At 73.9% G+C, this 13,584-nt stretch carries 8 protein-coding genes, 1 tRNA gene and 1 other RNA gene; 4 read left to right on the forward strand and 6 right to left on the reverse strand.

Annotation, left to right across the window (positions count from 1 at the left end):
- Positions 1-239 precede the first annotated feature (239 nt).
- From DJ476_RS15890 to ffs, 4 genes are all read right to left on the reverse strand, one after another.
- Positions 240-2,024: a hypothetical protein gene (locus tag DJ476_RS15890; RefSeq protein WP_112490820.1), complete on the reverse strand. Its 1,785-nt coding sequence runs from the start codon at positions 2,022-2,024 to the stop codon at positions 240-242.
- A gap of 382 nt (positions 2,025-2,406) precedes the next feature.
- Positions 2,407-3,657 (reverse strand): phosphoribosylamine--glycine ligase, encoded by a 1,251-nt coding sequence (gene purD, locus DJ476_RS15900; protein WP_112490821.1) that lies wholly within the window; start codon positions 3,655-3,657, stop codon positions 2,407-2,409.
- A gap of 200 nt (positions 3,658-3,857) precedes the next feature.
- Positions 3,858-6,077, reverse strand: coding sequence for a DNA polymerase III subunit gamma and tau (locus DJ476_RS15905; protein WP_112490822.1), 2,220 nt, complete (start codon positions 6,075-6,077; stop codon positions 3,858-3,860).
- Positions 6,078-6,276: 199 nt separating this feature from the next.
- An RNA gene (gene ffs / locus DJ476_RS15910) (signal recognition particle sRNA small type) lies at positions 6,277-6,373 on the reverse strand.
- 131 nt (positions 6,374-6,504) lie between these two features.
- Between ffs and DJ476_RS15915 the strand changes: the two genes are divergently transcribed.
- From DJ476_RS15915 to DJ476_RS15930, 4 genes are all read left to right on the forward strand, one after another.
- Positions 6,505-6,589 (forward strand) — tRNA-Ser (locus tag DJ476_RS15915).
- A gap of 162 nt (positions 6,590-6,751) precedes the next feature.
- On the forward strand, positions 6,752-7,978 hold the full coding sequence (locus tag DJ476_RS15920) for a serine hydrolase domain-containing protein (protein WP_112490823.1): 1,227 nt from the start codon (positions 6,752-6,754) through the stop codon (positions 7,976-7,978).
- Between the two features lie 150 nt (positions 7,979-8,128).
- Complete coding sequence (locus DJ476_RS15925; RefSeq protein ID WP_103420591.1) at positions 8,129-8,836, forward strand: TetR/AcrR family transcriptional regulator; 708 nt, start codon at positions 8,129-8,131, stop codon at positions 8,834-8,836.
- A 93-nt stretch (positions 8,837-8,929) separates the two neighbouring features.
- Positions 8,930-11,335, forward strand: a complete 2,406-nt coding sequence (locus DJ476_RS15930; RefSeq protein ID WP_162638551.1) for a hypothetical protein — start codon at positions 8,930-8,932, stop codon at positions 11,333-11,335.
- Positions 11,336-11,365: 30 nt separating this feature from the next.
- Here the strand turns inward: DJ476_RS15930 and DJ476_RS15935 are convergent, their stop codons facing one another.
- Together DJ476_RS15935 and DJ476_RS36070 are read right to left on the reverse strand one after the other, a co-directional pair.
- Positions 11,366-12,307 (reverse strand): FAD-dependent oxidoreductase, encoded by a 942-nt coding sequence (locus tag DJ476_RS15935; protein ID WP_112490825.1) that lies wholly within the window; start codon positions 12,305-12,307, stop codon positions 11,366-11,368.
- A 206-nt stretch (positions 12,308-12,513) separates the two neighbouring features.
- On the reverse strand, positions 12,514-13,533 hold the full coding sequence (locus DJ476_RS36070; protein ID WP_112490826.1) for a toll/interleukin-1 receptor domain-containing protein: 1,020 nt from the start codon (positions 13,531-13,533) through the stop codon (positions 12,514-12,516).
- Positions 13,534-13,584 lie beyond the last annotated feature (51 nt).

Raw genomic sequence — 13,584 nt, forward strand, 5'->3', positions numbered from 1 at the left:
CGGACAACTCCTGTGCGCACGATGTCAGCGCCGATCCCCAGCACATCACATAACGCACGCACTCCGTCACCCTTCGTCGCTAATTGACGTGAACGGAACCCTTTCTTCCGGCCGATACGCACGACCGGTCGTGCTGCCATCCGGTGTCGAGGGCCGCGTCCGGGTGTTGAGGGCCGCGTCCGGCCCCGTACGACGACAGCTCATACCGGTCGAGGGCTGCGTCCGGCCCGTACGACAGCTCATACCAACCGCACCGGCTTGTCGGAGCGCACGCCCACCTCCGCCAGCCAGGACCGCAGCGGGTCCGGGTCGCCGTCCTCGACCAGGCTGAGGACCGGCGTCGCGAGGTCCGCCCGGCGTTCGCCGTCGACGAGCAGCGCGGGGCCGTCCAGCCAGTCGAGCCCGGGGGCCGCGCCCGCCGTGTCCACGGCCGCGCAGCAGACCATGGCCGCGACGTGGTCGGCGAGCAGCTCGGTGCCCGTACGCGGGGGCTGGAGCGGGAAGAGGGGCAGCGGGTCGGGGCCCCAGACGTCGAGGGCGTCCGGTCCCGCGCCGGCCGCCGGCTGCGGGGCCGGGCCGGGCGCGGGGGCCCGGGCGTCGTCGCGGGCGACCGCCGCCCCGATGCCGGCGGCCAGCTCCTCCCCCGGCTCGCCGGGTCCGGCCAGGTGCTCCATGACCCGGGCGAGGGTGGGGACGGCCGGGTCGGCGGCGGAGGCCAGGGGCACGCCCATCGCGTCGAGCACCCGGTGGAGCCGGGCCGCCTCCGTACGCCACTTCCGGTCGACGACCTCTTCCGGATACTGCTGCCAGTCCACCGGGGCCCAGTCCGGACCGCTCTCCGCCGGACCGCCGTGGAAGAGCCGGGCGGCGAGCAGGGAGGTGGCCTCGTCGGCCACGCCGGGCTCTTCGAGCAGGTCGCAGGCGGGGCGCTCACCGAGGCGCGAGGTGAAGCCGTCGGCCAGCCGGTCCCGGCGGGACAGCTCGGTGAGGGCGGAGACCACCCCGGCGTCCAGCCGGGAGGGCCAGCGGCCCATCCGCCAGGCGGGCAGCGCGACCCGGGTCAGCAGCCGGTCCCAGCCGGCGTAGGCCAGGCCGACCTGCTCCTGGGCGGCGATGCGGAGCGCGTAGTCGACGTCCTGGGCACGCATCGACGCGGTGACCGCCACGCACCGCTCCATCTCGGCGGCATGCTCCCGGCAGGCCCGCAGCAGCAGCCGGGCGACCCAGCCGGTGAAGGCGGCCGGGGCGGCGCGGAGGGGCCCCTTGCCGGGCGCGGAGGCATCGGCCACGGCGGCGTCCAGGCCGCGGACGAAGCGGCGGGCGGCGGCTATGTCGGGGTGCGCGGAGGAGCCGGTGCCCGCCACGACGGGGGCGAGGACGGCGCGCAGCTCGGCGACGCGCATCCACCAGAGGAAGGGGGAGCCGATGACGAGGACGGGGGCGGGTGCCCCCTCCCCGGCCGCACGGCCGTGGGCTTCCGGCGGGGCTGCGGCTACCGACGTTCCGGATGGGGTTCCGGCTCCCGACGTTCCGGACGGGGCTGCGGCTCCCGATGGGGCTCCGGGTGAGGCTTTCGGCCGCTTCCGGTGCGCGCGAGGGGTTCGGGGGGCGCGGTGGGTGCGGTCCTCCAGCCAGCTGTCGCAGTCCGGGGTCAGCGCTATGGCCGAGGGGGCGGGGACGCCGAGCCGGTCGGCCAGGTCCCGGACCAGCCGGTAGAGATCGGGGGCGCCCTCCTCCGCCACGGGGACGGTCGGGCTCACGGCGGGCCGGGCCCGCGCGACGGAGACCGCGACGGCGGCGGCCACCAGCAGCACCACGACGGCGACACCGGCCACCGCCCAGCGCACACCGTCCCAGGCGGGCCCGCCGAGATGCCCCTGGGCGCCCGCGGCGAACAGCACGACGGCCACGGCCGCGGGCGTGATCACCACGGCCAGCGCCCTGCTGCGGATCCGCAGCAGGGCGAGCGCTCGGGCCTGTGCAGCCCGCGCACCCAGCTCCTCACCCACGTCGATACCGGACACGGCCGGATGTCACCCCCTCTGCCCCGCGACGGTTGCTCACTCCACCACTGTGGCACCCGTCACCGACATCGCAATGCCGGTGGGCCAAGTGCCGGAACGCCTGCGCCGCACCCTAGTTGGGGCCTCGGCGGGCGTCATCCGTCTGGCCCAGTCGTCACCCGATGGAATGGCTTTGGGCAAAGCTGCTGACGTGTCCGCGCCCGTAGGGCAGGGCGGTGGTGGAGCGGGACTGGGGCGGCCCGGTACAGGGCGGGACGGCGCGTCGAGCCCGGGGCCGTAACCGATGGCGCACACGCGGACAGCCCCCCGCGCCGTCCGCGTACGCCGGTGGCGTGCGGGACGGCGCGGGGGGCTGCGGAGCAGCGGGGCGCCGGGAGAGGGCTCAGCCTCCGGCGGCCTTCAGGGCGATGTCCGTCCGGTGCTGGGAGCCGTCGAGGCGGATGCGGCCGAGAGCGGTGTAGGCGCGCTCACGGGCCGCGGCGAGGTCCTTGCCGGTCGCGGTCACCGAGAGGACCCGGCCGCCCGCGCTGAGGACCGCGTCGCCCTCGGCGCGGGTCCCGGCGTGCAGGACGTACGCGTCGGGCGCATCCTGTGCCGCGACTTCCGCGAGCCCGTCGATCGGGTCGCCGGTGCGGGGGGTGCCCGGGTAGTTGTGCGAGGCGATCACGACGGTGACCGCGGCGTCGTCGCGCCACTTCAGCGGCGGCAGCTCGTCCAGGGTGCCCTCGGCGGAGGCGAGCAGGACACCGGCCAGCGGGGTCTTCAGCCGGGCCAGCACGACCTGGGTCTCCGGGTCGCCGAAGCGGGCGTTGAACTCGATGACCCGGACCCCGCGCGAGGTGATCGCGAGGCCCGCGTAGAGCAGCCCGGAGAAGGGCGTGCCCCGGCGGCGCAGCTCGTCGACGGTCGGCTGGAGGACGGTGTCGAGGACCTCGTCGACCAGCTTGGGGTCGGCCCACGGGAGCGGGGAGTAGGCGCCCATGCCGCCGGTGTTCGGGCCCTCGTTGCCGTCCAGGGCGCGCTTGAAGTCCTGGGCGGGCTGGAGCGGCAGCACGGTGGTGCCGTCGGTGATGGCGAAGAGGCTGACCTCGGGGCCGTCGAGGAACTCCTCGATGACCACGCGGTCGCAGGAGAGCGCGTGGGCGCGGGCCGCCTCGACGTCCTCGGTGACGACGACGCCCTTGCCCGCCGCGAGGCCGTCGTCCTTGACGACGTATGGGGCGCCGAAGGCGTCGAGGGCCTCGTCGATCTCGGCGGGGGTGGTGCAGACGTAGCTGCGGGCGGTGGGGACACCGGCACCGGCCATGACGTCCTTGGCGAACGCCTTGGAGCCTTCCAGCCGCGCGGCTTCGCCGGAGGGGCCGAAGCACGGGATGCCGGCCGCGCGCACGGCGTCGGCGACCCCGGCGACGAGCGGCGCCTCCGGGCCGACGACCACCAGCCCGGCGCCCAGCTCGGTCGCGAGGCGCGCGACGGCGTCACCGTCGAGGGCGTCGACCGGGTGCAGTTCGGCCACCTCTGCGATGCCGGCGTTGCCGGGGGCGCAGTACAGAGCGGTGACCTCGGGGTCGAGGGACAGAGAGCGGCACAGGGCGTGTTCGCGGGCGCCGCCGCCGATGACGAGGACCTTCACGGGGTGCAGCCTAGCGGCCGGGGCCCAGGGGCCCGGACGGCCGCCGATCCGTGGACGGTGAGGAGGGGGCGGCCGGGGCGCTCTGGGGGCTGTCCCGGGAGTGCCCCCAGGGCACTACCGGGAGGCGGCCCCGGCCCCAACCCCGGCCACTGCTCCTGCTCCTGCTCCTGCTCCTGCTCCTGCTCCTGCTCCCACTACCGCTACTGCTCGTTGGTGAACTCCTCCACCACCGTGGCGCCCAGCTCGCGGACGATCAGCTCATGGCCGGAGAGGGCGGAGTCGACGAGATCCGGGTCGTCGGCCTCGGCGGTGTCGTCCTCGGGGGCCACGGAGCGCGGCGGCTCGGAGGCGTACCCGTGGGAGGGCTCGGGGGCGGTGGGCGGCGCCGGGTCGTGGGCCTGGGGCCGGGGCGGCGGCGAGGAGGCCGGGGGCTGCAGGGAGGACGGCTGCTGGGGGGCGTGCGCCGGATTGCCCTCGTACGCCATCGGGGCCGGGGCGGCGGGTGAGGGCGCGGGGGCGGGCTGGTACTGCGGGGCCGGGGGGCGTGCACCGCCGAGGGGCGGGGGAGCCGCCCCGCCACCGGAGGTGTCGACGACGGCCTCGACGCGCCACTGGGCGTTGAACCGCTCGGCGAGCGCCTGCTTGAGGACCTCCTCGCTGCCGCTGCTCGCGAAGTTGTCCCGGGCTCCGGCGTTGATGAAGCCGAGCCGGAGGGTGGTGCCGTCGAACCCGGTCACCTGGGCGTTCTGGCTGAGCAGGATCCAGGTGAAGCGGCGCTTGTTCTTCACGGCCTCCAGGATGTCGGGCCACATGCTGCGGACCTGGCCGGCCCCTTGGCTCATGTCCTGGCCCGATGCGGGGGTGGCCGGTGCGGAGGGGGCCGAGGGGGCGGGGGTGGCCGGTGCGGGGGCGGCGGGCGGCGGGGTGGCGGGGCCGCTGCCGGGGGCGGAGGCGGTGGGCCAGCCGCCGGGGCGCCGGGCCGCCTGCTCGCCGCCGGCCGCGGTGGGCCAGGAGCCGGGCCGCTGCGCGGGGGCCTGGGGCTCGCCGGGCTGCGGGGCGGCCTGGGGCTGCGGGGCTGCGGGCGGTGCGTAGGCGGCGGGCGCGGGGGCCGGGGCCTCGCCCCGTACGGCGGCACGGGCGGCGTCGGGACCCGCGGGGGCCACGGGTGCGGCCTGCGGGACGTGGGCCTCGGGCCCGGGGACGTACCCCATCGGCGCCACGGCGGCGGGCGGCGCGGAGAACGCGGCGGCAGCAGCGGCGGACGCACCGCGCTCCAGCCGGTCGAGCCGGGCCTGCATCGACCGCTCGTCGTCGAAGGCGGCCGGAAGCAGGACCCGGGCGCAGATCAGCTCCACCTGGAGGCGCGGCGAGGTGGCGCCGCGCATCTCGGTGAGCCCCTCGTTGACCAGGTCGGCGGCGCGGCTCAGCTCGGCGGCGCCGAAGACGGAGGCCTGGGCCTGCATCCGCTCCACGACATCGGCGGGGGCGTCGATGAGCCCCTTCTCCCCCGCGTCGGGCACAGCGGCGAGGATCACCAGGTCACGCAGCCGCTCCAGCAGATCCGCGACGAAGCGACGGGGATCGTTGCCGCCCTCGATGACCCGGTCGACGACCTCGAAGGCGGCGGCCCCGTCACCGGCGGCGAAGGCGTCGATGATCGAGTCGAGCAGCGAGCCGTCCGTGTACCCGAGGAGGGCGGTCGCCATGGCGTACGTCACACCGTCGTCGCCCGCACCGGCGAGCAACTGGTCCATGACGGACATGGAGTCACGCACGGACCCGGCCCCGGCCCGCACGACCAGCGGCAGGACGCCGTCCTCGACGGGGCTGTTCTCCCGCCCGCAGACATCGGCGAGATAGCTGCGCAGGGTCCCGGGAGGGACGAGCCGGAACGGATAGTGGTGCGTACGCGACCGGATCGTCCCGATGACCTTCTCGGGCTCGGTGGTGGCGAAGATGAACTTCAGATGCTCCGGCGGCTCCTCGACCACCTTCAGCAGGGCGTTGAACCCCGCCGGGGTGACCATGTGGGCCTCGTCGATGATGTAGATCTTGTAACGACTGGAGGCGGGCCCGAAGAACGCCTTCTCGCGCAGATCACGGGCGTCGTCCACACCACCGTGCGATGCGGCGTCGATCTCGATGACATCGATGGACCCCGGCCCGTTCCGCGCGAGGTCCCGGCACGACTGGCACTCCCCGCACGGGGTCGGCGTGGGCCCCTGCTCGCAGTTCAGACAGCGGGCGAGGATGCGCGCACTGGTCGTCTTTCCACAGCCGCGCGGCCCGCTGAACAGGTACGCGTGATTGACCCGGTTGTTCCGCAGGGCCTGCTGGAGCGGGTCAGTGACATGCTCCTGACCGATGACCTCGGCGAACGACTCGGGGCGGTAGCGGCGGTACAGCGCAAGGGACGACACATCCACGAGGTTATCGGGGCGCACTGACACCCGGCTCCACACGGCCCGTACGACCACCCTCGGACAGGCTGCACGACCACCCCCGGGACGGGCTGTACGACCACCCCCGGGACGGGCTGTACGACCACCCCCGAGTCGGCCCGCCCGACCATCCCCAGGACGGCCCGCACAGGCACCCCGGCGAGCGAGGCCCCGGGAACGCAAGGACCCCCCACGCACCCGCCAGAGCCGACCTACCCTTGCTGCCTTCCGGCCCTGGGGGAGTTCAGTCAGATAGCGCCACGTGAGGGGCTGACGCCCACCTTAGCCGATCCCCGCCCCCTCCGGTCCACCCGCCCGCCCCACCGGACGACCTGCGCGGCCGCTCCGGACGATCTTCGGGGAACGTGTTCGCGAGCACCCTCCAACGTCTTGTATTGTTTGCGGCGGAGGATTCGCCTAGTGGCCTAGGGCGCACGCTTGGAAAGCGTGTTGGGGGCAACCCCTCACGAGTTCGAATCTCGTATCCTCCGCCTCGATTGAAGGCCCGGACCGTTTCGACGGTCCGGGCCTTCGTCGTTCTCCGGCACAAGCCTCCGAATCGAATGAGGACGGCACTCCTCCTTGCCACGCCGAACCAACGGTGTCACCATTGGTTCAAAATTGATGTGCGAGCTTCTGCGAGGTGCGGCGACATGGCGGGCGACAGGAAATGGGCGGCCGGGGCCGGGGTGGTCGCGACGGCTGCGGTGGTTGCGGGGGCGGCCGCGGGGGTGCGGTGGGCTTGGCGGCATCAGGACGAGCTGATGATGCGGCCGCCGTTGAACGAGTGGACGTTCGCGCACATGTCGCTGCTGCTGCCGACGGAGACCGTGCCGCGGGCCGGCCGCCCGAGCGTCCTGCCGCGGGCTCCCCGGCCGCTGGAGTTCACGTACGAGTGGGAGGGGGCGACGAGGACGCTGTCCGACCTGCACACCCGGACGCGTACGACGGGGTTCGCGGTCGTGCACCGGGGGCGGCTGGTGCACGAGGCGTACCCGGGGCGGTTCGCGGGGCCGGACCGGCGGTTCCAGTTGTTCTCGCTGACGAAGTCGGTGACCTCGGCGCTCGTGGGGATCGCGCTGGAGGAGGGCGCGATCGGGTCGACGGACGACAAGGCCGTCACGTACTGCCCGGAGCTGGCCGGTTCCGCGTTCGACGGCCCGACGGTCGAGGACCTGCTGCACATGAGCAGCGGGGCGGGCGGCGAGGAGGACTACGAGGACCCGGACGCCCCCGTCAACCGGCTGATGCGGGCGGTGACCGGGCAGGGAGGCACCGTACTGGAAGCCGTACGGTCGGTCCGGCCGCACAGCACGCCGGGCACCCGGTTCAACTACTCCACGCTCGACACCCAGGTGCTGGGCTGGGTCCTGGAGGCGGCGACCGGACGGACGCTGGCGCGGTACGCCGCCGAGCGGCTGTGGGGGCCGATCGGGGCGGAGTACGACGCGTACTACGCGCTGTCGCGGGGGGTGCCGCGTACGGCCGTCGGCGGCGGTTCGTTCAACGCCACGGTCCGGGACATGGCCCGGTTCGGCCTGCTGATGGCCCGCGGCGGCCGGTGGGGCGGGGAGCAGGTCGTCCCGCAGCGGTGGGTCGAGCGCAGCCGCGGGGCGGGCCTGCCGCATCTGGAGGGCGGCGCGCTCGGTGAGGCGTACCCGGCCCATTACGGGTACTCCAACCAGTGGTGGACCCTCGGCGGACCGCACCGCGCCTTCACCGGCCTCGGGATACACGGGCAGTTCCTCTGGGTCGACCCGGAGGCCGACGCGGTGGTGGTGAAGACCAGCGCCTGGCCGGTGGCCGACGACCCCGCGCTGGACGGCGAGACCGCGACGGCGCTCACCGCGCTGGTGGCCCATCTGTCGGCGGCCGGGTAGTCGCCCCGTGGGGCTGGGATGCAGTCAGTCCCTGAGGCTCGGAGGCAGTCGCCGCCCGGGGCCCGGAGGTGGTCGCCCCGTGCGGCCTGGTTGCCCCGCGCGGCCTGGTCGCCCCCTGGGGCTCGGTAGTCGCGCGCCTAGGATGGGAGCATGACGGATCCCGACAGCCCGGCCCCCCGATCCGTCGGCGCCAGACGGGGGCGGCCGCCCTCGAACGCGCTCAGCCGGGAACGCATCCTGGACGCGGCGCTGACGCTGCTGGAGCGGGAAGGCCCGGAGGCACTGACGCTGCGCAGGCTCGGCGCGGACCTGGGGTCCAACCACACGGCAGTGCTGCGCTACTTCTCCGGCAAGGACGACATCCTCCTCGGCCTCGCCGAGCGGCTGATCGCCGAGGCCGTCGACGGCTTCGAGCCCGGCCCGACCTGGCGGGCGACCCTCACCGAGCTGGCCCGCCGGGTCCGCCGGGCCTGCCTGGCACACCCCGCGCTCGCCGTGCTGGTCGCCTCCCGGGTGTCCCGGCGCGACGCGGAGTTCCGGGGCGCGGACCTGGTCATCGGCGCGCTGCTGGGGGCGGGCTTCGGTGCGCGGGAGTCCGCCCGCTACTACCGGGCGCTGGTCGACGTCACGCTGGCGATGAGCTCCTTCGAGGCCGCTTCGGCCGTGCTGGACGGGCCCGAGCGGGAGGGCGACCGGATGGCCTGGCAGCGCGAGTACCTCATGGCCTCTCCGCAGCGCTTCCCTCAACTCGCCTCCGTAGCACCGCATTTGGCGCAGGCCGACGAGGACGACCAGTTCGAGTTCGTGATGGGTCTGCTGCTGGACGCGGTGGAGGCGCGCTCCGGCCGCTCCGCGTGACGCGGCGCGGGCCCGGAGTACGTCCGCCACCCGCCGTACCTCTCCCCTAGCCTTCTGAGTACGGGGAACGCAGTCGTCACGGGGGACGGGATCATGGGGACAGGCGCGGGCAAGGGCACCCCGGCGGCGTGGAGGCGTCGGCGGCGTATCGCGGTGTACGAGGCACCCGCGCTGGCGGTGTTTCTCGGGATCCTGCCGTTGTCGGTGTTCGCCGCGACGGCGGTGTGGGCCTTCGACGGGGACCGCGAGCGGCGCTTCCTGCTGCTGATGGTCTGTCTGGGACCTGCCGCTCTCGGGGTGTTGGTGCTGGGCCTGTACGTGCTGCTGCGCGGGATGCTGCGGCCGGCCGATGTGGTGGCGGGGGCCCTGTACGACGAGTCCGCGGGCGCCGGGCTGCCTCCCGCGCTGCCCCGTTCCGTACCGGGCCGGGGCGGGTGGCCGCTGCTGACCTGGGCCTGGGGTACGGCGTTCGCCGGCGGGCTCGTCGCGTTCTGGTTCCTCGGCGTGGGCGAGCCCGGGGAGGACGGGCGGCTCCACTCCACCGGTGAACTGTGGCTCTGGGGCGGCGCCTTGGCCGTGATCGCCCTGTACTGCGCGCTCAACGTGGAGGGAGCCGTCTCCCGTGTCCTCCCCGGCCGCACCCGTGCCGTGCGCGGGACCGTACGCCGCGGGCATGTGGTGGTCGCGGCGGCCGGGGGCGATCCGCGCGGCCCCCTCTCCGTCGACCTGCGTATACCGGGCCTGGATCCCGACGAGGCGGCCGACGGGCTGGAAGGGCTGGACCTCTGGCTCTGCTGGGACAGCCGTCGGGCCAAGCGGGACTTCGCCCAGGACGGCCCGCCCCGCCTGGACTGCGCCGCCCTCCTCGTCTTCGACGGCGGACAGGCCGTGCGCGCCCGCGCCCTCTTCCCGCCCGGCCGCTCCCCCTGGGCCGAAGGCGCCCCGACCGGCTCTCCCGAGGCCCCCGTGGACCCGGACCGCAGGGTCGCCGTGTGGAACCCCCGGTCCACCTGGCCACTGACGCTGGCCGCACCGGCGTACGGCCTCTACGCCCTGGCGGGGGTCTGCGCCGGGGGCCTGTTCACCGAGGGCGCGTCGCGCGGGCTGCTCGCGGTCGGCGGCGTCATCGCACTGGTGCTGGCACGGGCGCAGCACTTCCCCCCGATGTACGAACGGGCCCTCGCCCCCGCCTGGTACCGCGACCGCTCCCCCACCGGCCCGGACCGTACGGACCAGGCATCCGCCCCCACGGACCGCACGGACCAGGCATCCACCTCCACGGACCGTACGGACCGGGCCTCCCCTCCGGACCGTACGGACCGGGGCTCCCCCCTCCCCGCGGAACGCCCCGCCCCCGGCGCCGACCGGGTGCGCCGCGCACTCCGTCGGCTCCCCGTCCTCATCGCCCTGGCCACGCTCGTCCCGCTGTCCGCGGTCGTCTCGCTCGGGGCCTGGCTGGTCTGGCCGGACCGGGAGGAGCGGCTCGCGGTGACGGCGGGCGGACTGGCCGTCTCCGCCGGGGTGCTGGTCGTCCTGCTGGTCCACCGGATCGCCACCGGCCGGATCCACCCGTACGAGATCAGGGCGGTGCGGGCCACGCTGGGTGCCGCACAGGAGTCCACGCAGGGCACCGCACGGGAGTCGGTGCCGGGCAGCCGCCTGCGGAAGGGCCGCTACCTCATCGGGGCGATCGGCGTCGGGGGCTGGCTGGCCGGGCTGGTCTTCCTGATACCCGCAGGTGATGTGACGTCCAGCCCGCTCATCGACCGGCTCCGCGCGGAGGGGGCCGTGGTCGCCGAGGTGACCATCGAGAACGCCCACCTCGTGGAGAGGCACTACTCGACCAAGAAAGGCGGCGGGCGCGGTCCCCAGTACGCGGTGACCCAGAAACTGGCCGTCAGGCTGCCCACCGACAGCGGCTCCTTCGACTTCGCCACCGTCCGCACCCTGAGCGCCCAGGTGCGGGTCGCGGGCGACCGCATCAAGGTCATCTACGCCCCCGGGAACACCGCCCTGGGCGCCTACATCGGCGGCGACTCCCGTTCCGGCGCCGGCTCCTGGCTGGGCAGTGCCCAGGGCTACCAGGACGATCTCCAGCGCCTCCTCGACGACCGCGCGCTCTCCGGGCGGCAACTCGTGCTCTTCGGCATCCCGTGGGCGCTGGCCACCGTCATCTGCGTGTCCGTGGCCCACGCCACGCGGCTGAACGGCCCGGACGCTCCCCCGTCGTGGCCGCTGACGATCCCGTACGCCTGCTTCGTGACGGCGGCTCTGGCCCTCGCCGGCAGCGGCCTGCTCCTCACCGACCGGGTCGACGGTCTCGGGCGCCTGGTGCTGGGCGCCGCCACCGCCTTCTGCGCGGTGCTGAGCCTCACCACGCGGTTCGCGACGGAGGACCCGGAGGGGGACGACTCCGCGCAGGAGAAGGGGCAGGGGAAGGGGCGGGGGCAGGAGAAAGGGCAGGAGCAAGGGAAGGGCCAGGAGCCGGGATCCGCCTGACACCGGACGGCGACGCAGGCTGCGCGCCGGTCAGCCCCCGAGGGGCAGTCCCCGTGCCGCGTAGTAGGCACGCAGGGCGGCCTCGCTGCCGGAGCCCATGGCCGTCATGATCCGCTGGAAGCGCGCCGAGCGCAGGTCACCGGCGACGATGATGCGCGGGTGCTGGCCGCCCGGCGGGCAGTAGCCGTCGGCGTCCCGGACGAGGTCGCCCGCGGGGGCGGTGGGCGCGCTCCCGATGCTGACGTGGGCGGCGTCGACCGTGATCGTACGGTGTCCGCCTCCCCGGCTCCGTACGTCCGCGGCCACCCCACCTCCTTCGGAGGCGTACAGCGTCAGATGCTCGACGGGCAGGAGCGTGACGCGCGGATCGTCGCGGATCTCCTCGACCTTGTACGTGTCCGCCTCCGGGTACGCCACGAGCAGGCGGGTGGCGGTGGCCGGGTGGGCGCGGAGGAAGGTGCCGATCGGGCGGTCGCCGCCGAGGACGAGGAGCGTACGGCCTTCGGCGTGGTCCGGGTCGGCCTGCGGGAGCGGCGGGAGGGTGAGGCCGTCGGGGGCGGTGACCCAGGGGACGTCGCCGGGCTGGAGGGGGCCGACGCCGGTGGCGACGACCGCGTACGGGGCCGTCAGGCGCGTACCGGTGTCCAGGGTGACGGCGATGTGGTCGTCGTGGCCGCGCAGTTCGACGACACGGCGGCCGAGCAGCGGGCGGCACAGCTCCGTGCCCCGCACCTCCGCCGCGATGGCGTCGGCCAGGGCGGGACCGCTGGTGTGGCCGCCGAGGACGTTGTTCAGGGCCGGGATGCGGTAAAGGTTGCGGCAGAGGGTGTCCGGCTCGACCAGAACCGAGCGCATGCCGACACCGGCAGCCATCCGGACGGCGGCACAACCGGCCGGACCGCCACCGATGACGATCAGGTCGGTGTCGTGCGCTTCGTGGGGCCCGGGGCGGCGGGGCGGGGTGTCGGCCATGGTCGCCATTCCAGCATCGGGGTCGTCGTGTGCCCAGCGCGCGCTACACACTCAACGGACAACAGGCAGACCGTAGACCTTTGGCCGTGACTGAGGAACAGCTCCCTGTGCTGAGCGGGCCCGAGTGCTCGTAAGATCGGGGAGATGCGAACCGGCGGTCGCATCTGCGGGCCCTCACCTCCAAGAGGCCGTCGCGAGACAGGCGATCACCGACCTCCCTCGTGAGCGTCAGCGGCAGGTGGCCAGTCCGGCCTCGCTGTCGTTCCCGGCCCCGATCGGTCAGCGCCTGGCACACGCAGAAGTCGAGCCCATTCGGGGCACCGAAGCCAAGGCACTCGCCGCCCCGCAATACGTGGGGACACCCGGGCCAACTGCTCGGCTATGTACATCGCATCCTGGCGGGCCCGGCGGTAATCGAAACGAAGGTACTGCGCGCAAGCCAGTCGTGTGAGCTCCTCCGGCAGATCGTCCTGGCGTAAACGCTCCGCTCCGGACAGCAGCACAGGAACGACGGTTCGATCAAGCCTGATTGCCTCTTCGATCTCCCTCCTCACCCAGTCCTGTGAGGGCGAGGGGCGACGATCGGAGGGGGTGAACCTGCTCGACCAGCCCGGATCCACTATGACGAGCATGACGTGACACTCCCCCACAGCCTCCAGTATGGATGTCGCGAAATCGGCTCCCGCCTTTATGGATTTCGCTGCGCGAAATACCCTCTCTTCACCGAAGTGCGCCGACAGCAGTTCGTCCAGAAGAGCCGCCGCATAGGCTCCCTCTCCCCTGCGGTAGTTGATAAACACACGAGCCATCTGGCACCCCTCCGTCGCTAACCCCGGCCGCGCCGATTCTTGCGAGCCGCTGGTCAGCCGTCGGCTCGAAGCATCCACAAGGCCGTCGGTCGACCACTCCACGACCGCCCTGCCGCGGCCCCGGCCTTCGAGGTGTACCTTCCCCTGCGATCTCCCCCGGTCGAGACGGTCAGGACGGGGTATGTCCGGATGCTTTCGATCGTGAACATGGCGGGGGAGCCGGGTGGTGCCGAAGGATCGGGGTCCATCCGGTGGGGGCCCTGGGGCGTCTACGCCAACGAGATCGGGCCCTACGACCCGTGCTCCTGGAGGGCCATACGACCGGCCGGGAGTGGCTGCACCTCTCCTGGCCTCACACCTGGGCGGCCGGGCGCCGGTCTTCCCCTCGCAGGCGCTGGTAGAAGAAGAGTTGCTCATCCTTCCGGCCCCTCCGACCGCTACGGACTGATCTGTCAGAGAGCTGGTTCC

The sequence above is a fragment of the Streptomyces bacillaris genome, assembly GCF_003268675.1.
Taxonomy (GTDB): Bacteria; Actinomycetota; Actinomycetes; order Streptomycetales; family Streptomycetaceae; genus Streptomyces; species Streptomyces bacillaris.

What these genes read in the sequence shown, in the direction of transcription:
- DJ476_RS15920 (WP_112490823.1), top strand. Translation starts at nt 6,752, where the DNA reads ATGGCGGGCGACAGGAAATGGGCGGCCGGGGCCGGGGTGGTCGCGACG.
- DJ476_RS15925 (WP_103420591.1), top strand. Translation starts at nt 8,129, where the DNA reads ATGACGGATCCCGACAGCCCGGCCCCCCGATCCGTCGGCGCCAGACGG.
- DJ476_RS15930 (WP_162638551.1), top strand. Translation starts at nt 8,930, where the DNA reads ATGGGGACAGGCGCGGGCAAGGGCACCCCGGCGGCGTGGAGGCGTCGG.
- DJ476_RS15935 (WP_112490825.1), bottom strand. Translation starts at nt 12,307, where the DNA reads ATGGCCGACACCCCGCCCCGCCGCCCCGGGCCCCACGAAGCGCACGAC.
- DJ476_RS36070 (WP_112490826.1), bottom strand. Translation starts at nt 13,533, where the DNA reads ATGAGCAACTCTTCTTCTACCAGCGCCTGCGAGGGGAAGACCGGCGCC.